Below are 22,493 nucleotides of genomic sequence, written 5' to 3' on the forward strand. Positions count from 1 at the left end.
GGAAATTTTTGCAAATGGTACCAATGGATATTGCCGGCCTATTACGCGAAGCGCTAAGACACAGCGGCTGCGTGGACAGTCAGATAGGGCATTTCGACAGCCACAGCACGATAGAAATGCAGATGAAGAATCTGCCGGATATCAGTGTGGCTGAGGTGGAAGGTGATGTGTGGGTCTGGGCAGCGGTCGCCGAAGCGACGCCATCGTCATTGAATTATTGTGCTTTTGACCTGATGCAGTTCCTGCTCGAAGGCAACCCGTTTTCCCGTACTGGGCAATTGCACTTGTGCGATGTCGAAGGGCGGCTGGAGTTGCGTTTTATGGCCAGTGCCTATGCCTTGAACGCTGCCGAGCACTTGGCCCAAGCGCTGGATTCCTTCGTGCAAGCCATTGAACGGCTGTTGGAAATCCTGCGTCGATGAGCATCCACCTGGAAAGACGGGCGGCCCATCCCTTGCGTTTGAGCGGCCCATTGATCGAAGCCGCACTGAGCGAGGTGGTGGTCGGCGAAGTCTGTGAAGTGCGCCGGCATTGGCGCGCGCCCGAGGTTGCCGCTCGGGCGCAGGTCATCGGCTTCAAGCCTGGTGCGGTGCTGCTCAGTTTGCTGGGCGAGGCGAAAGGCTTGTCCCGGGAGTCGATGATCGTGCCCACCGGCTCGACCTTGCAGCTGACCTGCAGTGACGCCTTGCTCGGCAGTGTGGTCGATCCCCGGGGCGTTATCGTCGAGCGCCTGGCGCCGTCGACAGCGGTGGCCCAGCGCGACTGTGCGGTGGATGCCGACCCACCGTCGTACCAGCAACGGCGGCCGGTGGTGGAGCCGTTGCGCACCGGCATTCGGGTCATCGATGGCTTGCTGACCTGCGGTGTCGGCCAGCGCATCGGCATTTTTGCCGCCGCCGGCTCCGGCAAAACCACCTTGATCAACATGCTGATCGAACACACCGACGCGGATGTTTTCGTGATCGGTCTGATTGGCGAACGCGGGCGCGAAGTCACCGAGTTCATCGAGCATCTGCGCCAGTCGCCCAAGCATTCCCGTTGCGTGGTGGTGTACGCCACGTCGGATTTTTCCTCGGTGGATCGTTGCAACTCGGCGCTGCAGGCCACCACCATCGCCGAGTATTTTCGCGACCAGGGCCGGCGCGTGGTGCTGTTGCTGGACTCGTTGACGCGCTACGCCCGCGCTCGCCGCGACCTGGCCTTGGCGGCCGGTGAAGCACCGGCGCGGCGGGGTTATCCGGCCTCGGTGTTCGATGCCTTGCCGCGCTTGCTCGAACGTCCGGGTGTGACCGCTTCGGGCAGCATCACCGCCTGGTACACGGTGCTGCTGGAAAGTGACGACGAGCCGGACCCGATCGCCGAGGAGATTCGCTCCATCCTCGATGGCCACATCTACCTCAGCCGGGCCTTGGCCGCCAAGGGGCACTACCCGGCCATCGATGTCTTGCGCAGCGTCAGCCGGGTGGCGACGCAAGTCACCTCGCCAGAGGTTCGGCAACTGGCGGCCGCGACCCGGGACACCCTGGCGCGGATTGAGCAACTTCAGGTGTTTCTCGACATGGGCGAATACAGCCCAGGCGTGGACGCGGCCAATGACCACGCGCTGCAACGTCGCGAAGCCCTCGGCCAATGGTTGCGCCAGTCGACGGAGCAACGTAGCGAACCGGATGAAACCCTGCGGAGCCTGCATGAAATCATTGCTTGATCGACGACGCCTGCTGGCCTTCAGTCAGTTCCGTCGGCAACGCGGCGAGCAGGCGCTGTTGCGCGTCCAGCGTCAGTTGCAGCCGCTGTTGCAGGAACAGTCCGGTTTCGAGGAGCAAGAGGCCGCGCTGCAACGGTTGTTGATCAGTCATCGGGCGAATGACTGCGTGATGGATCACGGTCAGTTGTTGGCGCTGTTGCGAACCCAGGCGGTCATTCGTCGGCGCATCGATCTGTTGCGTGTCGAGCGTGACCGCGTGGACCAGCAATGTCGGCAGGTCGAGCAGCAATTGCAGGTGCAGCGCGAGCAATTGCGTGGGCTGCAACGTAAACACGACACGTATGAGCGCTCCGTCCAGCAACTGTTGCGTGTGCAGCGGTTAGAGGCGGTGCGCCGGGAAGAGCGGGAGCTGGAAGAGATGATTGGGGTACGACGATGAATCAGGTTCTTGCGGTTCCCACCCGACCGGTCCAGGCACTGGAGCCCGTCGACGAAGGTTCGTTGGATCAGTTGCTGGACCCACTTGTCCCGGTGCAAGAGGATGAACTGCCGCAAGGCGTATTGGACCTGATGGCGTCGCTGATCCTGCCGCCTCAGCGACCCATGATCGAAGCCGCCCGGGCGCTGGCCCGGCAGGCGCCGAGTGTCGGTCAGGGCGTGCTGGTGGTTGAGGGCGATGAGGCACGGTCGGTTGTCCAGGATACGCTGGCGGTCGAGCCCGATGGAAAACCCTTGATCGCCCGGGAAACCGTGGCTTACCCACCGCCTCACCTGCAGCTCGGAAAATTGGCACAGCACCCGTTGCCGCAACGCCTGCAGCCTTTGGCTTCTGCCGTCGACAAGGCCACGACGCCAGTGCCGATCGCGCCGTCAACGGTCGAACCTCTCACTGCGCCTCGTGCCCGCCCGGCATCCCGTCTCGATGAACAGCAGTCGCCTCACATTCCGCAGGGCTTCCAAGACGTGCGCCCAACGCCAGCCGTTGCGCTTGCGGCCATCCCTTCACCGGTGCTCCCGCCCGCGCCGCCGATGCTTGAGATCATGGTCGAGGCGCTGCCGGACACGAACCGGGGTGTGCTGCAAGTACCGTTCAACAAAGGGGCTGCCCATGGACAGGTAACGATTACTCGGCTGCCCGATGAGCCCGCTCGGAACTTCACGCTCAACCCCAGCAACGCCCAAGTGCTTGAGCAACTCAAGGCGCCTTTCGAACTGGCTCGTGAGCCGGCCTGGCGGTTGGCCGACAGTGGCGACGAGCAGCCGCGCCAGGGTTCGCAGCAGGCGCCGGACGAAGACCCGGACGAACAGGCTGAGCGTCCGGTATGAGGGCCTTGCAGCTACGACGGATCGAGCCGTTGGCGCACGCCCAGGCGCAGGCGATTCAACGCTGGCGGCGCGCCGGTCATGAGGCGGGTTTGGGCCAGGTGCCAGGGGAGTGCGGTTATTTGCGTTTTTGCGCCCAGGGCGACGGCGGCGACTGGCAAGGGCTGATCGCGGCCCATGATTGGTTGAATCGAGCGTTGCCATCGTTGCAGTCGTTGTTGAAGGTGGAAACACCGTTGACGAATATCCTCGAATTGTTTCGCGCAGTGCCGCGTCCTTTGTCACTGGAAATAGACGAGCTGCAATACCAGGCGCTGGGCGACATCACGTGCTTCGCCCCGGGGCGATTGCCCATCCGCGAGCTGCCCTGGCTCGAAACCCCTCGGGGGCGCGTGTGGTTCCTGCAACTTGCACCGACACCTGCTGCCAGCGAGCGCGTGGGCGTCGGAGCATGGCTAGATGAATTGCCGTTGCGCCTGGAACTGATCCTCGGCGTCAGCCAGGTGAGTCAAACCGACCGGCTACGCCTGCGTAAGGGCGATGTATTGCGCATCGTCCAGCGCACTCAGCGGTGCTGTCTGGCCGACCGTTGCCTTGGCACTTTCACCTTTACCCAGGAGGGTCTACACATGCAACCGAGCGTGACCGATGCCAATCCAGATGCCCCGACAGAAACCGATGCGGCGATAGACCTGGGAGCGCTCCCGGTGCGCCTGGAGTTCCTGCTCGCCAGCCATGAAACCGACCTGGCGACGCTGTCGCGCATCATCGACGGGCAGTTGATCCCGCTGGCCGAGGACGCGGCGCGGCACATCGAGGTGCGCGCCAACGGCAAGCCGGTGGCCAGCGGGGAACTGGTGCAGTTGGACGGCCAGTTGGGTGTCGAATTGCTCCAGGTCTATCGGGTCGGCGCCGATGAATGACGTCTCGCTGATCGCGCTGCTGGCGTTCGCCTCGCTGCTGCCGTTCCTGGTGGCGGCGGGCACCTGCTACATCAAGTTCTCCATCGTCTTCGTCATCGTACGCAACGCGTTGGGCCTGCAGCAGGTGCCATCGAACATGGCGCTCAATGCGATTGCCCTGATGCTGGCGATCTTCGTCATGACGCCGGTCATGAAGCAGGGCCATGACTACTACAAGACCGAGGCAGTGGCCTTTACCGACATCGCCTCGGTGGTGGATTTCGCCGAGAACGGCCTGGGCAGCTACAAGGATTACCTGCGCAAATACACCGACCCGGAGTTGGCGCAGTTTTTCGAACGAGCCCAGGCACTCCAGGATGAGAACGACCCAGGCCTGCCCGCCGATGAAGAGGTTGAGCCCTCGCTGTTTGCGCTGCTGCCGGCCTATGCGCTGAGTGAAATCAAGAGCGCCTTCAAGATCGGCTTCTATCTGTACCTGCCCTTCGTGATCGTCGACCTGGTGATCTCCAGCATCCTGCTGGCGCTGGGCATGATGATGATGAGCCCGGTGATCATTTCCGTGCCGATCAAGCTGGTGCTGTTTGTCGCGCTGGACGGTTGGGCATTGCTGTCGACCGGGCTGGTCAAGCAATACCTGACCTTGCTGGTCTAGGTGCACCGATGAACGATCTGGTCTATGCCGGCAACAAAACCCTGTACCTGATCCTGCTGATGGTGGCCTGGCCAATCATCGCCGCCACGGTGGTCGGCCTGGTGGTCGGGTTGATCCAGACCGTGACCCAGTTGCAGGAACAGACGCTGCCGTTTGGTTTCAAGCTGCTGGCGGTGGCGGCGTGCCTGTTCCTGCTTTCGGGATGGTACGGCGAAACCTTGCTGGATTTCAGTCGTGAAGTCATTCGCCTGGCGTTGAGTTAGGCCGATGTCGGTGGCGTTGTTTTTCGAGCTGTATGCCTGGTTCGCTGCGGCGGTGTTGGGCGTGGCGCGTCTGGCGCCGATTTTCTTCATGTTGCCGTTTCTCAATAGCAGCGTGCTGACCGGTGTCACGCGCCAGGCGGTGATTGTGCTGGTGGCGCTGGGCTTCTGGCGCTACGTCGGCGTGCTTACGCCTGCCCTCGACAGCGTGGCGTTCCTCGGCCTGGTGCTGCGCGAGGCGGGTATTGGTGTGCTGCTGGGTGTACTGCTGTGTTGGCCGTTCTGGGTGTTGCACGCCATGGGCAACCTGATCGACAACCAGCGCGGGGCCATGCTCAGCAGTACGGTGGACCCGGCCAACGGTGTCGACACCTCGGAGCTGGCGAATTTCCTCCAGCTGTTTGCCGCGGCGGTGTATCTCGAAGGTGGCGGCCTGTTGTTGATGCTCGAAACCGTCGGCCACAGTTATCGCCTTTGCGTGCCAGCGAGCAGTTGTGAGCTGCACCTGCCTGCACTCTATTCATTGCTCGATGCGCTGGTGAGCAAGACCCTGGTCATCAGCGCGCCGGTGGTGGCGACCTTGCTGGTCAGCGAGGCGTTGCTCGGCTTGCTCTCGCGCTATGCGCCGCAGATGAACGCTTTCTCGGTGTCGCTGACGGTCAAGAGCCTGGTGGCGTTGGTGGTGCTGATGCTGTATTTCGGCGTGCACCTGCCCGATGAAGTTCTGCGCATGGGCATGATGTCCGACGGCTTGGCGAAGTATTTGGGCGGGGAGGAGGCTGATGTCATCCACTAGCGCCTCGAAGACTGAAAAACCCACCGCCAAACGCCTCAGGGATGCCGCGCGCAAAGGGCAGACGTTCAAGGCCAAGGACCTGGTGATCACCTGCCTGACCCTGTGTGGCATCACCTACATGGTCTTCAACAGCTCGCTGGTCGAAGTCATGGAGGTCTACCGACGCATCATCGCCAGCGATTTTGACGCCGACCTGCAAGCCTACTCGGCGATGCTGGTGCTGGTCGGCCTCGAGGCGTTGCTGCCGTTGTTGCTGGTGTGCGTGCTGACCAGTGCCTTGCCGGCCTTGCTGCAAAGCGGTTTTACCTTGGCCAGTGAAGCGTTGAAGCTGAATCTGGGGGCGTTGAACCCGGTCAATGGCTTCAAGAAGCTGTTCAGCCTGCGCACGGTCAAGGACACGCTCAAGGCGCTGCTGTACCTGGGCAGTTTCGCCATGGCGCTGTGGATCGTCTGGATCACCCAGCGCCAGTTGCTGTTCGCCCAATTGTTTGCCGAGGCACCGGCGCTGTTCGCGATCTGGGGGCGTTTGTTGCTGGTGTTGGTGCTGGCATTCCTCGTTTGCGTGCTGCTGATCGTCGTGCTCGATGCCCTCAGCGAATACTGGTTGTTCATGAAAGACCAGATGATGGACAAGGATTCGGTCAAGCGCGAACACAAGGAGCAGGACGGCAACCCACAGATCAAGGGCCGTCGTCGCGACCTGCACATGGAGCTGTTGTCGGAGCAGGTCAAGTCCGATGTGCGCAGCTCGCGGATGATCATCGCCAACCCGACCCACATCGCCATCGGCGTGTATTTCCGCCCGGAGATCACGTTGCTGCCGTTTATCTCCCTGATGGAAACCAACCAGCGCGCCCTGGCGGTTCGGGCGTACGCCAAGGAGGTGGGCGTGCCGGTGGTTAACGACGTCGCCTTGGCTCGGCGGATCTTCAAGACCCACCAGCGCTACAGCTTTCTCCAAGTACAGGAAATCGAGGAAGTACTGCGCCTACTGATTTGGCTTGAGCAAGTCGAGCAGGCGTGAGGCCAGGCAAAGCCAGGCACAGTCCTTTGTGGCCAGGGAGGAGGGCTGTGCGACTCCGCTCGATTGAAGGGCCCATCACTAGTGCCTGGCACCTGACCCTGTGGCGAGGGAGCTTGCTCCCGCTGGGCCGGGCTGGCGCTCCAGCGCGCAGCGGCCCCAAAGGCTGGCGACGCGGTGTTTCAGGTGGATTGAGTGGCGTTTTGGAGGGGCTGCTGCGCAGCCCAGCGGGAGCAAGCTCCCTCGCCACAAAAGCAGCCTCGTCATGGCATGAGCGCAATTTGGCAGCGTGCTTGCCGGCGTTTTGGCCCAATGCACCGGTCAGCGACGCTGACGTTTTTTCAGGAGTGTGGCTGATGAGTCGTGATAACAAACAAGACGAGCAGGTGGCCCTGGACGTCGTCGATGCAGTGCTCGGTGGGGCGGCGTTGAAAGACGTGCAAGGCCTCAGTGACGAGCACATGGACGGTCTCTATGCCTTCGCCTTCCAGTTCTACGAACAGGGGCGGCTGGACGATGCCGAGAAGTTCTTCCACTTCCTGTGCATCTACGACTTCTACAACAGCCATTACTGGATGGGACTGGCTGCAGTGCATCAGCTCAAGCAAAACCACCAGAAAGCAATCGACCTGTATGCCATCGCTTTCGCCCAAGGCAAGAACGACTACCGACCGATGTTGTACACCGGCCAATGTCACTTGGCCCTGGGCAAGGTCGGCAAGGCCCGGTTGTGTTTCGAGTATGTGCTTGAGCAAGCCACGCAAGACGATCTGCGCGAGCAAGCCAAGGTGTATCTCGACACCCTGGCCCACATGGAACAGCACTGTTCGGAGGACTGAACATGAGTGAAATAAGGACTGCTTTCAACCCGGCGCTTCACGGCGCGATGAGCCGCAGCGAGGCCTTTGAAAAATACGGCGCGGCGGCCAGCAAGGCCGCCAGGACCGCGGATTTTCAGGAGGCCGGCCAGAAAGCGCTGGCGGACCTGATGTCAGTGAAATACGAAGGCCACGACGGCCCGTCCGCCGCCAGTACCGGTCGGCCCGCATTGCACCCGCCAGCGCCGCGCGCCGATGGCAATAAACAGGAAACCAGCGGCGATCTGTTCACGTTATTGATGGCGATGATCAGCGAGCTGATCGGCGAGGTCGACGTCAAGAAACTGAAAAATCGCCTGGCGATGCTGCAGAGCATGGCTGGCGCCAAGCAACAGGCCCATGAAAATCTCTCGGCTGAATACACCGCTGCCGTCCAGGCGATGGAGGCCGCCGAGGGCAATGTCGGCAGCAGCCAGGAACACCTCGAACAACTGCGCGATCGGGTCTTGCACTTCCAGGGACTGCTGGATGAAAGCGAGGCGCGGCTGGCGCAACTGGACCCTCAATCGCCTGAATATGCACAGGAACTGGCCCGTCGCGACCAGCTAAAAGGCGAAGTGGCGAGCCATACCCAAGCCTTCAATGTGGCGACCGACGCGCATCTGAAGCTGATCGAAGTTGCCAATGCCTGTGCCAAGGCCGTGGGCACGGTATTCGCGAAAGTGGTCGCGTTCAGCGTGAATAGTTCGACACCCAAGCCAACCGATGAAAAGGCCCTCAGCAGCAGCGCGCTGGCGCTGTTGAACCGCTTGAAAATCATCGAGCTGCTCGGCGAATCGGCGCAGAACAAGGAGGAACTCAGCCAAGAGCTGTTCCAGGAACTGCAAGCCAGGCTTCAGGCACACATGGAGCGTGAGTCGGAAAAATACCTGGAAGAAGTCCGCAAGGCCGAGGCTCTGCAAAAGACCATGGGCTGCATCGGCAAGATCGTCGGGGCGATCCTGACGGTCGCGACCATCGTCGCCGGGGTGTTGACCGCCAATCCGGTGCTCATCGCCGTGGGCGTGGTCGGCGCGGCGGTGATGATTGCTGACTCGGTGATCCAGGACAAAACCGGCGTGTCGTTCATGGCTGAAGCCATGAAGCCCCTGACCATCGTCATGCAAGAAGCCATCAAGCTGTTCACCGAGATCTACACCAAATTGCTGATCGGCCTGGGTGTGGATGAAGACACGGCCAAGAAAATCGCCCAGATCGCCGGCATGATCCAAGGCATCGCTTCGACCTTGGCGGCTGTCGTGTTGTTGGCGATGGTCGGGGTGCAAGTGATCGGGCCGATGGTCAGTGCCGTCGCCTCGAAACTGGCTTCGGTGGTCGCCCAAGCCACGCCCGCCGCGATGCAAGCGATGAAGCAAGTGGCAACCTCGGTCGGCAACACGTTGACCCAGATGCTCACCCAATTGCGCGGCTTCATCACCAATGGCGCTGATCCAGTATTGCTGGCGCGTTACGCCGCCAACCTGGAGATCGCTCAGGCCGTCACCGAGTTGGGCAATGTGGCGGTGCAGGGCGGGCTGCAAATCAAGAGCAGCTGGCACCAGGCCCAGGCGGCCGTGCTCCTGGCCGATGTGCGGGTAAGCATGACCATCAGTGAGGAGATCAGCGCCTACCTGACCCAGGTGGTCGAAAACTATGGGCAGGCGATGCAGGAGCGAACTCGCCAGATCGAGCATTTGTTTGCCGATATGCAGCGCAGCCATTCCGTCAGCTTGCAGATGGTTCGGCATGTTTAACATTACTTTCGAAAGGTATGTCTGATGATCGCTATCGTTGCTACGAACCGGGGCATCCCTACCCTCATTGAACACGGTCGGAATAACAATACAGGGTTGAGCGAGTTGATCGCCCAAGACCTGGTTTCGAAGGATCGCATAAATAAAAGTCTTTCAAACGCTCCGATATTCGACACGATCACCGCAAGGCAGGTGCTCCAGAACGGCAATTTCACCGTGCCTTCGGCTGCGGAACTCGAACGTGCGATCGATGCGTATCAACCCACGGAATCGGATTGGGAAGACCTCGCTGAAGCCTTGTCGATGGTCAGCGATGAAGTACGTAACGACCTGGCCTTTGACCCGGGCGCCTGGGAGAAACACGCCAACGTGCTGGTGGCCGCGATCATCGCCCTGAACATCGCACGGGTCGCCAATGCACAACTGCGCGGCCACTTCAGCGTCATGGCCTCCGATGCGGCGAAGTCCCAAGGCGCGGCCATTATTGAGTCCGGCAAAGCGGCGCTGAACAGTGCCATCACCGCCGCAGTGGTGTCCGGTGCCATCGCCGGGTTCGCCATGGTCAAGACCTTCCAGGGCCAGAAGTTGAAGCACGCCGACATCGACCTGCACAAGCGTAACGCCATGGACGCTCGCAATATCGAACGCGGCCTCAAGGTTGAACGCAGTCGCGGCGAGTGGAATCCGCAGACCACCTACAAAATCAATACCCTTGACGATTTTGGCCGCCCGACGACAGTCGATTTCAAACTCAATGCCCCGTCCAGATCGCCCGAGGACCTGAAGTGGTTCGACAAGGAAATCGTCAAGGCGCAGGAGGTTGGTCGCAACGCCAAATGGCTGAGTGAAACAGATCCCCAGAACCGGCTGAACCTGCACAAGCCTAACGCCCTGCATGCCAAGAACATCGAGCGTGACCTCACGCTTGAGCGCAACCGCACTGACTGGAATTCGGACACCACCTATAAGATCAGGACGTTCGATGATTTCGGTCGTCCGACGCTGGTCGATTTCAAACCCAAGGGGGCGCCCCTGTCACCCAAGGATCAAGCCTGGTTCGACAAGGAAATTGCCAAAGTCCAAACAGTCAGTGAGACCTCCGACTGGCTGAGCCAGATGGGCAGCAAAGGCATCGAAAAGAAACTGGAAATCGGCCGCGCGCTCAATGCCATGTCGATGAGCATGAGCCAGGTGGTGGCGAACATCGTGCGCATGAACGAGCACGCCGCCCGGGAGAAAGAAATGCTGATGCAAAGCGCGCAGAACAGCCAGAAGAGCCTGAGTGACGAGATTGGCCAGAAAGACGCGGCCGAGGCTGCGTTGTTGCAGAAGCTGATGGAGATGGTGATGCAGCTGTTTCAATCGCGCAGTGATGTTATCCGCGCCATGACGGTGTAAAGGAGAGAGGTCTATGGAAATTACCCAATCGATTCGTTCGCCTATCGTATTGCTGCCGAACGTGGAGGCCATCACGGATACCGCGTCGCCTGTGGACGTACCCGCTGAGATTCAAACGGTCAGTTCCCTGACGAATCTACTCGATCGGTCCATGAACGCAATGAATCGCAGCCTGGGCCATTTGCTCAAGTGCCCGTCGATCATCGCCAAGCCTCTGGAAGGCACGGCCGCCGAGACCACAGCACAACACCTGATCGCGGAGTTCGTCGAACAGATCCACTCCAAGCGTGACCGAGCGCAAATGTGGGCCGGGCAGATGCGCCAATGCTGTGCGGTGATGACCCACAGCCAGAAAACAGGGCTCATGGATGAAAGCCAGCGCCAGCCGCTCAATGACGAACAAAGCAGGATCCTTCGCGCCCTCCAGGAACATCTGGAAGAGAAGAAGCCCCGTGAGATCGCGGAGGCTTTGGACGCGGCGATCAACTCATCGAATGACTTTTTTGACAAACTGCTCGAACTGATCGACCTGATCAAGAACAGTTACCTCGCAGGCTACGAGCACATCATTGCGGCCTATTCGGACTTCTTTTCCGACTTCAACACTGACATCACCGCGATGATGAAGGATTGGATCGTAGGGGCGAACGACGGCAAGGAGGTCAAGTTGAATGTGGGCGCGTTGCGCAATGCATTGGATAGACTGATCGTAAAGTATTCCCTACCCAACTCCGCTGCCATCCTCTTTCCAAAACCACCTGAAACAGGCGCCACTAAGGAAGAAGCAGAAAACTGGCTCAAGGCACTGGGCCTACCTGCGAGTTGCCTCAAGCAGAATCCCGCCCCGAACGGTCCTTGGTGTGTCGTCATCGACACCGGGCCACTGACAACGATGAAAAGTAGTCTGCCGTCGGGCGGCGGCACGGAGACCTGGGATACCGCCAAATTCAACGCCTGGCAAACCGGCTTCAACGCCCAGGAGGAACGCATGAAGAATATGCTGCAGTCGTTTACGCAGAAGTATTCGAATGCCAATTCTTATCATGACAATTTCAATAAGACGTTGTCGGCGCATTTGAATCAGTATGCGGATATGTTGCGGGCGATGTTGAATTTTTGAATAAAATCAGAAATTAGCTAAGGGCTATGGTTGGTCTGTGAGCGTTCATCTACATGGCGGGGAAAATGCTTTTGGTGGGGTTCAGTGTTCGATTTGAAACAGAGGGGAAAGTCATTGAGCTTCTGTCGGACTATTTTTCGATGGATTATGGAGTGATTGTGCTCGGCTCAAGTTTAGTTGAGGACCTGTATGTGGATTCGATCGAGTTGTTGGAAATAGTGATGATGCTGAACGATGCGTTCGGTATCGTGCTACCCGAACGTGAGGTGGCAAACTTGAGGGTGGTGGATGATATTTGCTGTTTGGTTTGGGCTGAGCAGTCCTTGATTGACAACTGATTAACTTGCTTTGTGTATAAAAGGTAAATGGTTTAGGAGGGGGTGATGCGCATAGAGGCTGAAGTGATAAGTAGTGTGCCTCGTGTCGGTGTGGACGCCAAGGCTTCATTGTTGAAATCGGAGTTAATTGCGGTTTCCGCTTCAAATGCTGCTCCAGCTATTCATAAGGGCTGGGAGGCAGAGGATTATGTTTCTCTAAGCGAGTTGAGTCGAAGGGGAACTGGTCAGATTGAGGGTTCCGATCGCAGGCTGATTCCCAAAACTCATGATTGCTATGATTTGGCAAAGTTGTCTAGGATGCCAGAAATACCGAGGCCGTCAGAGAAGGCGGCAAAAAAATATAATAAGCCAACTGTTGGGTTGGTAGCTGATGAAAGTATAAGGTTGCGATTGGAGTTGTATAATAAGTCTTCGGTATTTGGCGGCGTTCCGGGTTTCATAGATGCGTTTTTAAGGGGGGAGCCCGGGGGGCGAACTGAAGGGTATCTACAGCGCCCGGAGCAATTTTGCACCACGTCATTTCACCCTCGATTGGGAGGGTTTATCATTTCACCTAATCAGAGCAATATACCGGAGAGAGGACAAAGCTATACGGATGATTCGGCAACTATTCTAGAGCGAACTCGAGGGAAAGCAGGGTTCGGGTTGGTCGCTTATTGGATACCTCCATGCACATACGAACGATACCCGATGTTTCAGAAATTATTTCCTGACACAGCGATTCCCGACAACGCTCCAGCTGTGGAGGCTTCAGATTCTACTAGCACTAATAGGCAAGAGAGACGTTCCACTCAAGAGTCAAATGAGACTTATAAGCTTCGGTCTGGAGTGGATTTTCTCTCCGTTCCGTTAAATCTTAGAAGGGAACATGTGCCCTTGTTAAAAGAGCTTAGGGAGCAGGCGATAGTTCATCTTGAGGAGCAGTATAAGTGTGATGCGGCAGTGGAGAATGTCGAAATTTATACACATGGCCCTTTTTATCTGAAAAATAGCTGCGGATTTCATGTTCATATCAGGGTTAATGTTCCGCAGCACCCCTTGGAAACGGATCTTCGTATATTTAATATTGATGATGTGGTTAAGGAGTTAGATGGTTGTGGGCGAATCAATTTTTCTGGGGGCGCTGAGGGTAGCTATTTAGAGTTTTCTGTTGAGGAAATGAAACTTAGCGGTTTGAAGTTTAAGGAGGTTCCCAATGTATGGGCTGAACCCGCCAAGGAAGAGCTCGGTGGGGAGCGAGGTCGCGTTTCATTGCGAGGGGTAGCTTCAGACAGTGGTACTTATAAAGTGCCTGAAAAGTCTGCAAAGAAATATGACCGTGACGAGGTGGGGCTTGTAGCTTTGCAAGCTTTGAAATTGCGGGTGGCACGGTATGGCGAAAATAAAGTAGTGCCGGATTTTGTTCACGAATTTCTGACTAATCCAGAAAGCAAAAAGGCGCAAAGTTTTTTTAAATGTCCTGAGCAGTTTGCCGCTACTCGGTTCTCTGAAGAGGTTGGTGGAATTTTCATAATGCCTAACTCAAAGCATATTCCTGGGAAATTTGAAGTTTTTCCTGAGCCTGGCTCTGTCAGGAAAGATACTTTGAATAAAGGAGGCTTTGCTTTGGTGGCTTACTGGGTGCCGCCGAAGGTCTATGAGGCTCAGTTGGTATTTGAAAAGCTGTTCAATATCAGTGGAAGTGCTGCCGAGGGTGACTGTTCGCGTAGGGAAACAATTGATGAGTACAAGACAAGAACAGGTTTAGGTCATATCACCAATGCAATAGATGTAAAGAAAGCGCACTTGTCAATGTTGGAGGAGTTTAAGGTTGGTGCATTAGACTATCTCTTCAAGGTGTTTGAGGTGACCGATAAAGATAGAGTTGATTTTTATCTGCATAGTCCGATTTATGGGAATAAAACGGCAGGTCTCCATATTCATGTCCGGGTCAATCAGCGACTGCCGGCTGGCGAGTTAGATACCAATGCTCTAAAACTTGATACGCTGATATCGATTCTAAAAGATGAGGGTGTGAAGGACGATGATATTATGATGGCTGTTTTGGATTCGGTGCCCAAGACTAAATCAGGAAAGTACTTCATGTATACTGCTGCTTGGGGTAAAAAACAATTTGATGGAATAGACGTTGAATTCGTTGGTAATCCTTGGCGTCGTCCCAATTAATTATGTCAAAACTCGATGCGATGTAGTGATTTGCTCCTTGTGTCAACTGTGGGTAGCGGTCTGCTGAAGATGGTTGTGCGGGCGGGTAAAATACATGCTTGAAGAGTATTCCTACGGCTTTTGTTGTGTTTTCGTCATGCTGCGGGCTTTTTATCCTACGGCATGCTCTGACTCAACTTCCTATAGTCACGCAGCTCGCCATCGCGAGCCTGTGCCCGCCACAGGCTCAATCGCGCTTCAGTAACTTTCTATAGAGAAGTCTCAACGTATGGACAGTGCAACTGATCAAACCCCAGCCAAGTCATTCGTTTTTGACCACTGGCTACTGCAAAGCGACGGAACGCTGATGCGAGATGGACAAGGAGTTCATGTTCCACCCAAAAAATTGCACGTGCTGCAACCTGCTGCTGAAGTCGGCGAGTGCAGTCGTGAGCAGGGAAAAGCTGCGTGAAGTGTATCGAATAAACATGCAGCTCAAGTCGAAGGCATAAATTAAAAAGCACCAAAGCGTGATTTTTATCGGGTCACCGATTTTTTGAGTCTCCAACGAAGGGGATAACAAATATCGGTGACTTTTCAGATGTTAAATGATAGGCAGTGTGGAGTGGTATTTATTGTCTCAGTTCTGGATTGCTGTAATTTAAGTTGAAGCTGACGGCATTTGACAGGTTTTCAAATAACTTGGCATGATTTTGCTGAGTCTTGTCTTGTCTTCCTTTCTCAATTGCCCTCACAATTTCTGTAGGTGAAATGGCTGTAGTGGATTGGTAATGAGGGTCTCCATTTCTTGCGCAAACTTTTACCTCGTCCAACTTCGAGGAGAGTTCTTCATACCTTTCCGGATTAGTAAGGCTTTTATAGGCGTCTTCATGATATTCCGCAGGCGTTCTTCTTGCTCCTCCAGATGGAGGTTCTCCCAAGTTTATATCTTTTAATGCTGACTCATATCTTGAGAGTATCCCTACGTTACTGGTGGCCTTGTCGACAGCGAGAACTGTTAGGGACGTACGAAAACCGTTTTCTTTGCAAGCCTTCACCAACGTAAGCATTTCTGTGCCGTTTCCTTGTATCGATGCTTGCGTTACCATGTTTAGCCTGTTTTCAAATCCATATTTTCTTAGTCCGTCTTCCAAATAGCGTGCTGCTTCCTTACAGCCAGGTACAGTGCCTGGATAACCCTTTGATGATTTTTCTGTATATCCCGGTATATACTGTTTTAGTTCGTCATAGTCGATAATTAGGCAGTCGCCTTTAAGCTCGGTGGAAATGTTGTTTGTAATCGTTGATTTCCCCGCTCCCATTTGACCGGTTATGATGTGCACTACCGGCTCTTCTTTTGGGCTTGCATTTCCTGCGAGCTGATTTGTAACCTCGACTAACAGCAGCCTTTTTTCTTCCTGATTCAGCGGTTCAAGTTTCCTGGGGTCCGTTGGAGTCGCTACTTGCCGAAGTTCATGAAAGCTATTACTTCGATTTAATGTAGATACGAGCGCTCCAGGCAATCTGTTGTTTACTTGTTGCTCCAGATTCCCCCCTGCAATCGATCTGGTTGCCGGTGCGCTGACCGGCCCCAAAAAAACACCCATAGCTTTCGCCTCATTCTTAAAAGTGATTGGAGCAACTTTATCGGTTGTCAGTATTTTTCAGAGTTTTCTTGGAAATACTTTTGCATATTGAAATAAAGGGCGCGAGCCGCGCATTCAAAAAAAGCTCATCGTCGTTGCGGTGCGTCATTTTTTCAGTTTGTTATCGCTGATCGGTTGCGCTGTTTTCTCCGTATAAAGGTCTGCGTTATTGATGGTTGGTTTTCAGCTGGAAAATGGATATCGAGGGTAAATATCGTCAGGGGTGGCAGGGAAATCGGATAACTATTTAAACTAGAAGGGATGTGAATATTCCTACGGTGTTTGTCGTGTTATCGTCGGAGCGCTAGGTAATTTTCCTGCGGAATTCGCCCACACATCTTCCTATAGTCACGCAGCTCGTCATCCCGAGCCTGTGCCCACCACAGGCTCAATCGCGCTTCAGTAACTTTCTATAGAGAAGTCTCAACGTATGGACAGTGCAACTGATCAAACCCCAGTCAAGTCATTCGTTTTTGACCACTGGCTACTGCAAAGCGACGGAACGCTGATGCGAGATGGACAAGGAGTTCATGTTCCACCCAAAGAATTGCACGTGCTGCGCCTGTTGTTGAAATCGGCGGGCACGGTCGTGAGTAAGGATTATCTGCTGGACCAGGTCTGGCCCAGGATGGATGCGGCGGAGGAGTCGTTGACCCGGTGTGTCTACGCGTTGCGCAAGTTGTTCAAGGAGAACAAGGATTACATCGCCACGGTGTATGGCCAGGGCTATCGGTTCACCGGTTCCGTGGTCGAGCTCGACGTGGCGAGCCAGGCGAGGGCGGTAGCGCCGTCGTTGGCGGTGTTGCCTTTGCGCAATCTGGACGAGATCGCCGCGCTGGATCTACAAGACCTGATGATTCGCCAGCTGACCACGGCGTTCGGCGAGGCGTTGCATGTCATTCCCTCTGGGGTGATCACGGCCTGCGGGGCCGCGGATGATGTGCGGGCGTTGGCCGGGCGGTTGCCGGCGGATTATTGCTTGAACGGGCGTTTTATCGGTGCGGGCGGGTTGCAACACTGGTCGGTCGAGTTGATTCGTGGCGGCGATCAGTCTCTGCTGCATGGGCAGACGCTGGATGCCTGTGATCTTGGGGAGGCGCTGGGTGTGTTGACGAGCCTGGTTGCCCAGCGTGTTCCCGGGTTGCGGCCGGTCGGTGATCGCTGCGGGTCCTATTCGGCGGCGGTGGCGTATCTCAACGGGTTGTGCAGCGTGCAGCAGCACACGGCGCAAAGCCTGCGCGATGCCCTTGTATTGTTCAGGCAGTGTTTGAAACTCGACGCCGGGTACGCGCCGCCCTGGTGTGGCTTGGCGGATGTGTGGCTGGGGCGGGTGATGATGGGCCTGGGCGACCCGGTACGGGCAATTGAAGAGGCGAATTCGGCGGTGTCCAGTGCGTTGATGCTGGACCCCGGCAGCATTCCGGCATTGACGCGTTTGGCGTTGCTCACCAGTTTGCGTGGCTGCGAGCAGGCGGCCCAGGTGTTGTTCCGGCGCTGCCTGCTGTCGGCCGATCAGGTCGACGTGCTGTACTTTCATGCGTGGCATCACTGGTTCTGGCGGCGCAACGAGCAGGCGCTGCAGATACTCGAACAATGCCTGGAACATGATCCGGACTGTGTCCGGGCGCAGATCCTGCGGGTGCGCGTTCACGAGCAACTGACGTGGATTGGCGAGAGGCGCCTGGCATGAAGCGGCGCCGGAAAACCTGGCTGTGCCTGCCGGTGTATCTTGGCCTGGGATTCGGCATGGCCCAGGCGCACGCCTGGTGCTGGAACAAGGCGGGGCAGATGCATGCCATCGAACCTGAACTGCTCCAAGCGATTGCCGATGTCGAATCAGGCCTGCGCCCTGACGCCATCAATCACAACCGCAACGGCACCCGCGATATCGGGCTGATGCAGATCAACAGCATTCATCTGTCACGCCTCAGTACCGAGGGGATTACCGAGCAGCGCCTGCTGGATGAGCCTTGCCTGTCGGTGGAAGTCGGTGCGTCGGTGCTCGCCGGATTTATCGCCCGCTATGGCTATAACTGGACGGCAGTCGGTGCTTATAACGCCGGCAACTCGCCCCATCGCCAGGCCGCGCGGCTGCGCTATGCGCGTAAGGTCTGGCAGCGCTATCAGGTGATCACTCGGAGGCGAGAGTGATGGCGTTGTGAGGGATTCTGATCCTATGCCACCACGCAATCGACAGAATTGGATCAGGAATCCCGCGACCGCCCCCTCTAACCTACCTGCTCATTCGACCTTCCTGGAGTTTGGACGGTGACAGTCCCGACGGCCCTCCCATTACAGCCCTGCGTCCTGCGGATCCTCAACGGTCCGTTGCAGGGCTGCGAGTTTCCGCTTGGCGAGGGCACGACCCTGTTCGTCGTCGGGGCCGTGGCGATGTGGGGGGATGGCGCACGTGCTGCCAGCGTGCCGGCGGATGCCATTTTTATTCCCCTGGAGGAAAGCGGCTGCAACTTCGAGGTGCTGGCCGACCAAGCCACGCCGGACGGTGTGCCGGTGCGTTTGCTCGGTGACTCGGTCGAAATGCGCCACTGTGCGTTCCAGGCCAGGGTGCCGCTTGGCGGGTTGCAAGTGGCGCTGCGCCCTGGGGATCAACCCTGGACGCCCGAATGCCTCGCTCAGCCACAGGACAACCCACGCGCTGGTGGCGCTGCCATCCGTTGGCCTGATGCCCGTTGGACCCGATGGGGCGGCGGTGCCCTGGCGCTGGTTGCGTTGGTCGTGGCGGTCAGCATTGGCTCGATGCCGGGGCCGGCGCCTGAAACCGATATTCGAGCCCTGATCGCCGGCGCCAGCGCGCCGGTCCAGGTGCTGCGCGGTCGTGACGATGGGGTTTATGTCTTCGTGTCTTCGGAGCGCGATGCCGGTTGGAGCCGACAGGTGCTGGCGCGGCATGCCAGCCTGCACGGCAAGGTCCTGCTGCCGGATCAGGAGCGGCGTCGGCTGGAGCAAGTACTGGTTGATCACGATCCGCAATTGGCCTGGCATTTTCTCGATCTCAAGGAACCGTCGCAGCCGCGCCTGCTGCTCAGCGCGCAACGCAACCTGCTGACGCCCGACCAGCAGGCCAAGCTGCTCGATGCGCTGCTCGCGGCGGCGCCTTATGCCCGCGACGTAGTGGTGCAGATGCAGGACGACGCGCTGCTCGCCGACCTTGCGCAGGGCGGTTTGCAGCGTCTTGCGCTGACGTTCAGCCGGGTCGAACACACGGATGCTGTCTCGTACGCCATCGGCGGCAATCTGCAGGACGTCGAGCTGGCCGCTGCGCGCCAGTACGTCGAAGATTTCTACCGGCAGTGGGGTGATCGCTACGTGCACTTCACGGTCGAGCTCAGGGACGACGCGCTCAAGGGCAAGTCGTTCCAAACCGGCCCGCAGGGCTACGTCAAGACGAGCCCTTCGTCCTGGCTTTTTTCCGATAAGCAAAATAGGTGACTCATGGCTGGTATCCCGCCCTTCCTTCCCGAATTTCCTGACGACTTTCTCGGCGAACAAGCCGCTGCGTTCGAGCGTGGCGCCCAAGGCCTGAAGGAGGCCCTGGATCATGCGCTGGATGAGCTCAAGCTCGACGCCTCGGACCCTGGAAAACTGGCGGCGTACCAGACCGCGTTCTCCTCCTACACGGTATTTCGCAACGCCCAGACCAACACGATCAAGGGCTTCAAGGATATCGACATGGCGATCATCCAGGCGGCGCGCTGACGCTTTCCCTTTCGACCGGCCATCGCTCATGAAGATGGCCATTTTCATGAGTGCATTGTATGTCCATCCAGAGTCTTGACCTGTCGCTTATCCAGCGGTCTGCCTTCATTGAACTGCGTGGCCCGCAGGAAGGTCCGGTCGTTTCACTTGAATCGCGATTGATCGAAGCGTTTGCCGGTTCGGCAGTCGATAGCCAACAGGAGGTCTCGGCGATCGATCAGTTGTTGCAGCGCCCGGACATCACCGACCCTGAAGTACTGGCGCAGCTGCAGGAACTGACGGGGCAATACAACGTGGATATCAACTTGCTCAACGTGCTGGTGCGCAAAGCCGTGGGCACGGCAGAAACCCTGTTGCGGGCATCATGAAGACGAGCGTCCTGGTGCTGCTGTTGTGCCTGGCGCTGGCGGGGTGTCGCCAGCCGAACCTGCTGGAAGGGTTGGATCAGCAGCAGGCCAATGAAGTGCTGTCGGTGTTGCAACGCAACAACATTGCGGCGGTGAAAGTCGACACCGGTAAAACCGGTTATGCGGTAAAAATCGACGCCCTCGATTTTTCCGCGGCGGTCGATCTGCTCAATCTTTATTCGTTGCCTTCCCGGCCGCGCTTGCAAGTGTCCGAGATGTTTCCTGCCGATTCCCTGGTGGCTTCGCCCCGCGCGGAAAAAGCCCGGTTGTATTCGGCGCTGGAGCAGCGCATCGAACAGTCGCTGGGTGTGCTCGAAGGCGTGGTGTCGGCTCGGGTCCATGTCAGTTATGACCTGGATGCCGGCGAGGGCGGGCGCAAGTCGCCGCCTGTCCATCTCTCGGCGGTGGTGCTGCATGAGCGCGATGTCGAACCGCAGTTGCTGATCACCGACATCAAGCGTTTTCTCAAGAACAGTTTCGCGACGGTGGAGTACGAAAACGTCTCGGTGGTGCTGTCCAAGCGCTCGGCGACCCAGCATGTCGCGCCGTCGGTGGCTGTGACGCGGGGGCATTCGCCGTGGCCGTGGTGGTTGGCGGCGATCAGCGCGGTGCTGTTGGCCGGTGGCGGCGCTTGGGTCTATCGCCAGTCAAGCGCAGGGCGGCGTGATGTCGGAGCTTGAGTTGCTGGAGCGAATTCTCGTCGAGCCCTTGGGGTATCTGCACCCCCAGCGTCTGGTTGTACCGGCGGGATTCGACGGAATCGAAGCCCATGCCGTGCTCAACCGCATCGTGCTCGAAGGGCTGGAACTGCAAGGCCCGTGGCCTTCGATGCCGTTGAGCGGCGTGGCGAAACAATGGGTTCGCCACTGGCGGCAACTGCCTTATATCGCCCTGTTGATGGGCGCTTATCGCCTGATGCCCGACCTGGCGCGCGGCGCGGTGCTGCTGGGCTTGCCCGGGGCGGTTCGCCGGTTCGCCAGCTTCAGCCTGGGTCCGCGAGGCGGCCTGCCGATCGAGCGCGCTAAGGTTTCAGTGGAGCAGGTCGAAGCGGCCGGCCTCAATGCGTTGTGGAGCTGGAGCGAGCATGTTCCTCGTCCGTTACTCGAACGCCTGGAATTGCAATTTTCCGAATCGGTTGTTCGCATGCACCGGCGATGGCCGGTCACCCAACCTGATCCCACCCTGTTCTTTTTGGCGGTGCAGCATGCTCGACTCCATCCGAACCCTGACTGACGTGCCTGTTGGCGAAGAGGTGCACCTGGCTCGCGAAGACATCGTCGCCGCCCGTCGCCGTCACGCCTTGCAGCTCGAAGCCCAGCGCCGCGCGCGCGAATGTGTCGAGCAGGCCCGCCGTGAGGCCGATGCCGTGCACGCGCTGGCGTTCCAACAAGGTTATGCCGAGGGCATTCTGCGGGCGAGCGGGCACCTGGCTGACACTTTGCTGAAGACGCAAACCCTCGGGCTGCAATTGCGCAACGACCTGGCCCGGGCCGCCGGTGATCTGCTCGGGCAAGCCTTGAGTCGCCCCGAGTGGCTGGATGAAATGCTGGAGCGCTGGCTGGCCGGGCAACCGGGAGACTTGGGCGCGGTGCTGCATTTGTTGTTGCCGCTGCATTGTCGTCCGCGTGGTCCTGCGCTGCGCGAAACCCTGGGCCGGTGCTGGACCGGCGAGCTGATTGTGGAATATCACCCGCAGGATCGCTATGTGCTGCGGCTGGCGGATCAACTGTTGGAATTCGATGTCGAGGCGAGCCGGGAACGGCTGGCGCCCCGGTTGCTGGCGAGCCTCGCCAACCTGCCGGAGACGGTGCGCTTGTTGGATCAGGCCTCAAGGCAGGCGCTGGCGGACGTGTACGCAAGCTTCACCGATTTCGCGCCAACCGACCCTGCCGAGCTTCGCCATGAAGATTGAATCCATGATGGTTTCCAGCCTGTTCGATCACGACGTGAATGAGTCGGTCCAGACCCTGGAATCGCGGCTGCTGGCGGCCCGCGAGCAAGCACCTGACAGCAAACGCCCCGATCCCGAGTTCGAGCATTTGTATCAATTGCTGCTGGCGATGGAGGGGCAGGGGGAAAAGGCGATTCATGAATTCCTCCGTACGTTGCGCGGGCCGGATGGCACAACGGCGGCGTACCCCACCGCCCAGGCGTTGATGGCGATCACCTTGCAGGTCTTGGTGCGATTGAAGGACGAGGGGTTGGAAAAGTCGCAGATCTATAAGGAGGTCAGTGGGGCCAATGGGTTGGCGTTCGGGATGGATGTTTTCGTCAAGGGTTTTATGCGGGATGTGTTCCAGCCGATGGGGGATGAGGCTTGGGAGAAGAGTGAGTGGTGAAGGCGGCAAAATGGGCGATGCCCACCTGGTAAAGGAAGAGAAGGTAAACAGTGATTTCGTGGCGAGGGAGCTTGCTCCCGCTGGGGCGCGAA

The 22,493-nt window shown here is 57.8% G+C and carries 26 protein-coding genes; 25 read left to right on the forward strand and 1 reads right to left on the reverse strand.

Annotated elements, in window-relative coordinates:
• Positions 1–14 precede the first annotated feature (14 nt).
• The 16 genes from HU715_RS04090 to HU715_RS04170 all read left to right on the forward strand — a co-directional run bounded on the left by HU715_RS04090 (position 15) and on the right by HU715_RS04170 (position 14,764).
• Positions 15–422, forward strand: a complete 408-nt coding sequence (locus HU715_RS04090) for an InvB/SpaK family type III secretion system chaperone (RefSeq protein WP_186705293.1) — start codon at positions 15–17, stop codon at positions 420–422.
• Entirely contained in the window at positions 419–1,705 is a 1,287-nt protein-coding gene (gene sctN, locus HU715_RS04095) for a type III secretion system ATPase SctN (protein ID WP_186705292.1), read from the forward strand. The genes HU715_RS04090 and sctN overlap by 4 nt, the downstream gene beginning before the upstream one ends.
• Positions 1,689–2,144: a SpaM family type III secretion system protein gene (locus HU715_RS04100; RefSeq protein WP_186705291.1), complete on the forward strand. Its 456-nt coding sequence runs from the start codon at positions 1,689–1,691 to the stop codon at positions 2,142–2,144. The genes sctN and HU715_RS04100 overlap by 17 nt, the downstream gene beginning before the upstream one ends.
• On the forward strand, positions 2,141–3,031 hold the full coding sequence (locus HU715_RS04105) for a SpaN/EivJ family type III secretion system needle length determinant (RefSeq protein WP_186705290.1): 891 nt from the start codon (positions 2,141–2,143) through the stop codon (positions 3,029–3,031). Before HU715_RS04100 ends, HU715_RS04105 begins: the two co-directional genes overlap by 4 nt.
• Positions 3,028–3,951 (forward strand): FliM/FliN family flagellar motor switch protein, encoded by a 924-nt coding sequence (locus HU715_RS04110; RefSeq protein ID WP_186705289.1) that lies wholly within the window; start codon positions 3,028–3,030, stop codon positions 3,949–3,951. The genes HU715_RS04105 and HU715_RS04110 overlap by 4 nt, the downstream gene beginning before the upstream one ends.
• Positions 3,944–4,603 carry an EscR/YscR/HrcR family type III secretion system export apparatus protein gene (locus tag HU715_RS04115; protein WP_186705288.1) on the forward strand — a complete coding sequence of 220 codons (660 nt, stop codon included), beginning with the start codon at positions 3,944–3,946 and terminating at the stop codon, positions 4,601–4,603. The genes HU715_RS04110 and HU715_RS04115 overlap by 8 nt, the downstream gene beginning before the upstream one ends.
• Before the next feature lie 8 nt (positions 4,604–4,611).
• Entirely contained in the window at positions 4,612–4,866 is a 255-nt protein-coding gene (locus tag HU715_RS04120; protein WP_186705287.1) for an EscS/YscS/HrcS family type III secretion system export apparatus protein, read from the forward strand.
• Between the two features lie 4 nt (positions 4,867–4,870).
• The gene (sctT, locus tag HU715_RS04125; RefSeq protein WP_186705286.1) at positions 4,871–5,659 is read left to right on the forward strand and encodes a type III secretion system export apparatus subunit SctT; all 789 of its coding nucleotides are present in this window, start codon (positions 4,871–4,873) and stop codon (positions 5,657–5,659) included.
• On the forward strand, positions 5,646–6,683 hold the full coding sequence (locus HU715_RS04130; RefSeq protein ID WP_186705285.1) for an EscU/YscU/HrcU family type III secretion system export apparatus switch protein: 1,038 nt from the start codon (positions 5,646–5,648) through the stop codon (positions 6,681–6,683). The genes sctT and HU715_RS04130 overlap by 14 nt, the downstream gene beginning before the upstream one ends.
• Before the next feature lie 353 nt (positions 6,684–7,036).
• On the forward strand, positions 7,037–7,519 hold the full coding sequence (sicA, locus tag HU715_RS04135) for a type III secretion system translocator chaperone SicA (RefSeq protein WP_186705284.1): 483 nt from the start codon (positions 7,037–7,039) through the stop codon (positions 7,517–7,519).
• 2 nt (positions 7,520–7,521) lie between these two features.
• The gene (gene sctE / locus HU715_RS04140) at positions 7,522–9,291 is read left to right on the forward strand and encodes a type III secretion system translocon subunit SseC family protein (protein WP_186705283.1); all 1,770 of its coding nucleotides are present in this window, start codon (positions 7,522–7,524) and stop codon (positions 9,289–9,291) included.
• Positions 9,292–9,315: 24 nt separating this feature from the next.
• Positions 9,316–10,689 (forward strand): IpaC/SipC family type III secretion system effector, encoded by a 1,374-nt coding sequence (locus HU715_RS27235; RefSeq protein WP_225917547.1) that lies wholly within the window; start codon positions 9,316–9,318, stop codon positions 10,687–10,689.
• Positions 10,690–10,702: 13 nt separating this feature from the next.
• Positions 10,703–11,809 (forward strand): IpaD/SipD/SspD family type III secretion system needle tip protein, encoded by a 1,107-nt coding sequence (locus HU715_RS04155; protein ID WP_186705282.1) that lies wholly within the window; start codon positions 10,703–10,705, stop codon positions 11,807–11,809.
• 53 nt (positions 11,810–11,862) lie between these two features.
• Positions 11,863–12,147, forward strand: coding sequence for a phosphopantetheine-binding protein (locus tag HU715_RS04160; RefSeq protein WP_225917548.1), 285 nt, complete (start codon positions 11,863–11,865; stop codon positions 12,145–12,147).
• Positions 12,148–12,192: 45 nt separating this feature from the next.
• Entirely contained in the window at positions 12,193–14,313 is a 2,121-nt protein-coding gene (locus HU715_RS04165; protein ID WP_186705281.1) for a hypothetical protein, read from the forward strand.
• Between the two features lie 268 nt (positions 14,314–14,581).
• Complete coding sequence (locus tag HU715_RS04170) at positions 14,582–14,764, forward strand: hypothetical protein (RefSeq protein WP_225917549.1); 183 nt, start codon at positions 14,582–14,584, stop codon at positions 14,762–14,764.
• Between the two features lie 160 nt (positions 14,765–14,924).
• Here the strand turns inward: HU715_RS04170 and HU715_RS04175 are convergent, their stop codons facing one another.
• Complete coding sequence (locus HU715_RS04175; RefSeq protein ID WP_186705280.1) at positions 14,925–15,899, reverse strand: zeta toxin family protein; 975 nt, start codon at positions 15,897–15,899, stop codon at positions 14,925–14,927.
• Between the two features lie 469 nt (positions 15,900–16,368).
• Here HU715_RS04175 and HU715_RS04180 point away from each other — a divergent pair, with 469 nt between their 5' ends.
• From HU715_RS04180 to HU715_RS04220, 9 genes are all read left to right on the forward strand, one after another.
• Positions 16,369–17,628: a winged helix-turn-helix domain-containing protein gene (locus HU715_RS04180; protein ID WP_186705279.1), complete on the forward strand. Its 1,260-nt coding sequence runs from the start codon at positions 16,369–16,371 to the stop codon at positions 17,626–17,628.
• On the forward strand, positions 17,625–18,089 hold the full coding sequence (locus HU715_RS04185; RefSeq protein WP_272971642.1) for a transglycosylase SLT domain-containing protein: 465 nt from the start codon (positions 17,625–17,627) through the stop codon (positions 18,087–18,089). The genes HU715_RS04180 and HU715_RS04185 overlap by 4 nt, the downstream gene beginning before the upstream one ends.
• 117 nt (positions 18,090–18,206) lie before the next feature.
• Positions 18,207–19,388, forward strand: coding sequence for a PrgH/EprH family type III secretion apparatus protein (locus tag HU715_RS04190; protein ID WP_186705278.1), 1,182 nt, complete (start codon positions 18,207–18,209; stop codon positions 19,386–19,388).
• Between the two features lie 3 nt (positions 19,389–19,391).
• Positions 19,392–19,655: a type III secretion system needle filament subunit SctF gene (gene sctF, locus HU715_RS04195; protein ID WP_186705277.1), complete on the forward strand. Its 264-nt coding sequence runs from the start codon at positions 19,392–19,394 to the stop codon at positions 19,653–19,655.
• A gap of 59 nt (positions 19,656–19,714) precedes the next feature.
• Positions 19,715–20,023: a type III secretion system inner rod subunit SctI gene (sctI, locus tag HU715_RS04200; protein ID WP_186705276.1), complete on the forward strand. Its 309-nt coding sequence runs from the start codon at positions 19,715–19,717 to the stop codon at positions 20,021–20,023.
• On the forward strand, positions 20,020–20,742 hold the full coding sequence (locus HU715_RS04205) for an EscJ/YscJ/HrcJ family type III secretion inner membrane ring protein (protein WP_186705275.1): 723 nt from the start codon (positions 20,020–20,022) through the stop codon (positions 20,740–20,742). The genes sctI and HU715_RS04205 overlap by 4 nt, the downstream gene beginning before the upstream one ends.
• Positions 20,729–21,295 (forward strand): OrgA/MxiK family T3SS sorting platform protein, encoded by a 567-nt coding sequence (locus HU715_RS04210; protein WP_186705274.1) that lies wholly within the window; start codon positions 20,729–20,731, stop codon positions 21,293–21,295. Before HU715_RS04205 ends, HU715_RS04210 begins: the two co-directional genes overlap by 14 nt.
• Positions 21,267–21,974 (forward strand): oxygen-regulated invasion protein OrgB, encoded by a 708-nt coding sequence (locus HU715_RS04215; RefSeq protein ID WP_186705273.1) that lies wholly within the window; start codon positions 21,267–21,269, stop codon positions 21,972–21,974. Before HU715_RS04210 ends, HU715_RS04215 begins: the two co-directional genes overlap by 29 nt.
• Entirely contained in the window at positions 21,964–22,401 is a 438-nt protein-coding gene (locus HU715_RS04220; RefSeq protein WP_225917551.1) for a hypothetical protein, read from the forward strand. The genes HU715_RS04215 and HU715_RS04220 overlap by 11 nt, the downstream gene beginning before the upstream one ends.
• Positions 22,402–22,493: the final 92 nt, after the last annotated feature.

The sequence above is a fragment of the Pseudomonas zanjanensis genome, from assembly GCF_014268745.2.
GTDB lineage: Bacteria > Pseudomonadota > Gammaproteobacteria > Pseudomonadales > Pseudomonadaceae > Aquipseudomonas > Aquipseudomonas zanjanensis.

Coding starts and splice junctions, on each gene's coding strand:
- HU715_RS04100 (WP_186705291.1), top strand. CDS start 1,689: ATGAAATCATTGCTTGATCGACGACGCCTGCTGGCCTTCAGTCAGTTC.
- sicA (WP_186705284.1), top strand. CDS start 7,037: ATGAGTCGTGATAACAAACAAGACGAGCAGGTGGCCCTGGACGTCGTC.
- HU715_RS04105 (WP_186705290.1), top strand. CDS start 2,141: ATGAATCAGGTTCTTGCGGTTCCCACCCGACCGGTCCAGGCACTGGAG.
- HU715_RS04215 (WP_186705273.1), top strand. CDS start 21,267: ATGCTCGACTCCATCCGAACCCTGACTGACGTGCCTGTTGGCGAAGAG.
- HU715_RS04155 (WP_186705282.1), top strand. CDS start 10,703: ATGGAAATTACCCAATCGATTCGTTCGCCTATCGTATTGCTGCCGAAC.
- HU715_RS04210 (WP_186705274.1), top strand. CDS start 20,729: ATGTCGGAGCTTGAGTTGCTGGAGCGAATTCTCGTCGAGCCCTTGGGG.
- sctT (WP_186705286.1), top strand. CDS start 4,871: ATGTCGGTGGCGTTGTTTTTCGAGCTGTATGCCTGGTTCGCTGCGGCG.
- HU715_RS04175 (WP_186705280.1), bottom strand. CDS start 15,899: ATGGGTGTTTTTTTGGGGCCGGTCAGCGCACCGGCAACCAGATCGATT.
- HU715_RS04120 (WP_186705287.1), top strand. CDS start 4,612: ATGAACGATCTGGTCTATGCCGGCAACAAAACCCTGTACCTGATCCTG.
- HU715_RS04205 (WP_186705275.1), top strand. CDS start 20,020: ATGAAGACGAGCGTCCTGGTGCTGCTGTTGTGCCTGGCGCTGGCGGGG.
- HU715_RS04220 (WP_225917551.1), top strand. CDS start 21,964: ATGAAGATTGAATCCATGATGGTTTCCAGCCTGTTCGATCACGACGTG.
- HU715_RS04090 (WP_186705293.1), top strand. CDS start 15: ATGGTACCAATGGATATTGCCGGCCTATTACGCGAAGCGCTAAGACAC.
- sctN (WP_186705292.1), top strand. CDS start 419: ATGAGCATCCACCTGGAAAGACGGGCGGCCCATCCCTTGCGTTTGAGC.
- HU715_RS04165 (WP_186705281.1), top strand. CDS start 12,193: ATGCGCATAGAGGCTGAAGTGATAAGTAGTGTGCCTCGTGTCGGTGTG.
- HU715_RS04110 (WP_186705289.1), top strand. CDS start 3,028: ATGAGGGCCTTGCAGCTACGACGGATCGAGCCGTTGGCGCACGCCCAG.
- HU715_RS04130 (WP_186705285.1), top strand. CDS start 5,646: ATGTCATCCACTAGCGCCTCGAAGACTGAAAAACCCACCGCCAAACGC.
- sctI (WP_186705276.1), top strand. CDS start 19,715: ATGTCCATCCAGAGTCTTGACCTGTCGCTTATCCAGCGGTCTGCCTTC.
- sctE (WP_186705283.1), top strand. CDS start 7,522: ATGAGTGAAATAAGGACTGCTTTCAACCCGGCGCTTCACGGCGCGATG.
- HU715_RS04115 (WP_186705288.1), top strand. CDS start 3,944: ATGAATGACGTCTCGCTGATCGCGCTGCTGGCGTTCGCCTCGCTGCTG.
- HU715_RS04185 (WP_272971642.1), top strand. CDS start 17,625: ATGAAGCGGCGCCGGAAAACCTGGCTGTGCCTGCCGGTGTATCTTGGC.
- HU715_RS04180 (WP_186705279.1), top strand. CDS start 16,369: ATGGACAGTGCAACTGATCAAACCCCAGTCAAGTCATTCGTTTTTGAC.
- HU715_RS04170 (WP_225917549.1), top strand. CDS start 14,582: ATGGACAGTGCAACTGATCAAACCCCAGCCAAGTCATTCGTTTTTGAC.
- HU715_RS27235 (WP_225917547.1), top strand. CDS start 9,316: ATGATCGCTATCGTTGCTACGAACCGGGGCATCCCTACCCTCATTGAA.
- HU715_RS04160 (WP_225917548.1), top strand. CDS start 11,863: ATGGCGGGGAAAATGCTTTTGGTGGGGTTCAGTGTTCGATTTGAAACA.
- sctF (WP_186705277.1), top strand. CDS start 19,392: ATGGCTGGTATCCCGCCCTTCCTTCCCGAATTTCCTGACGACTTTCTC.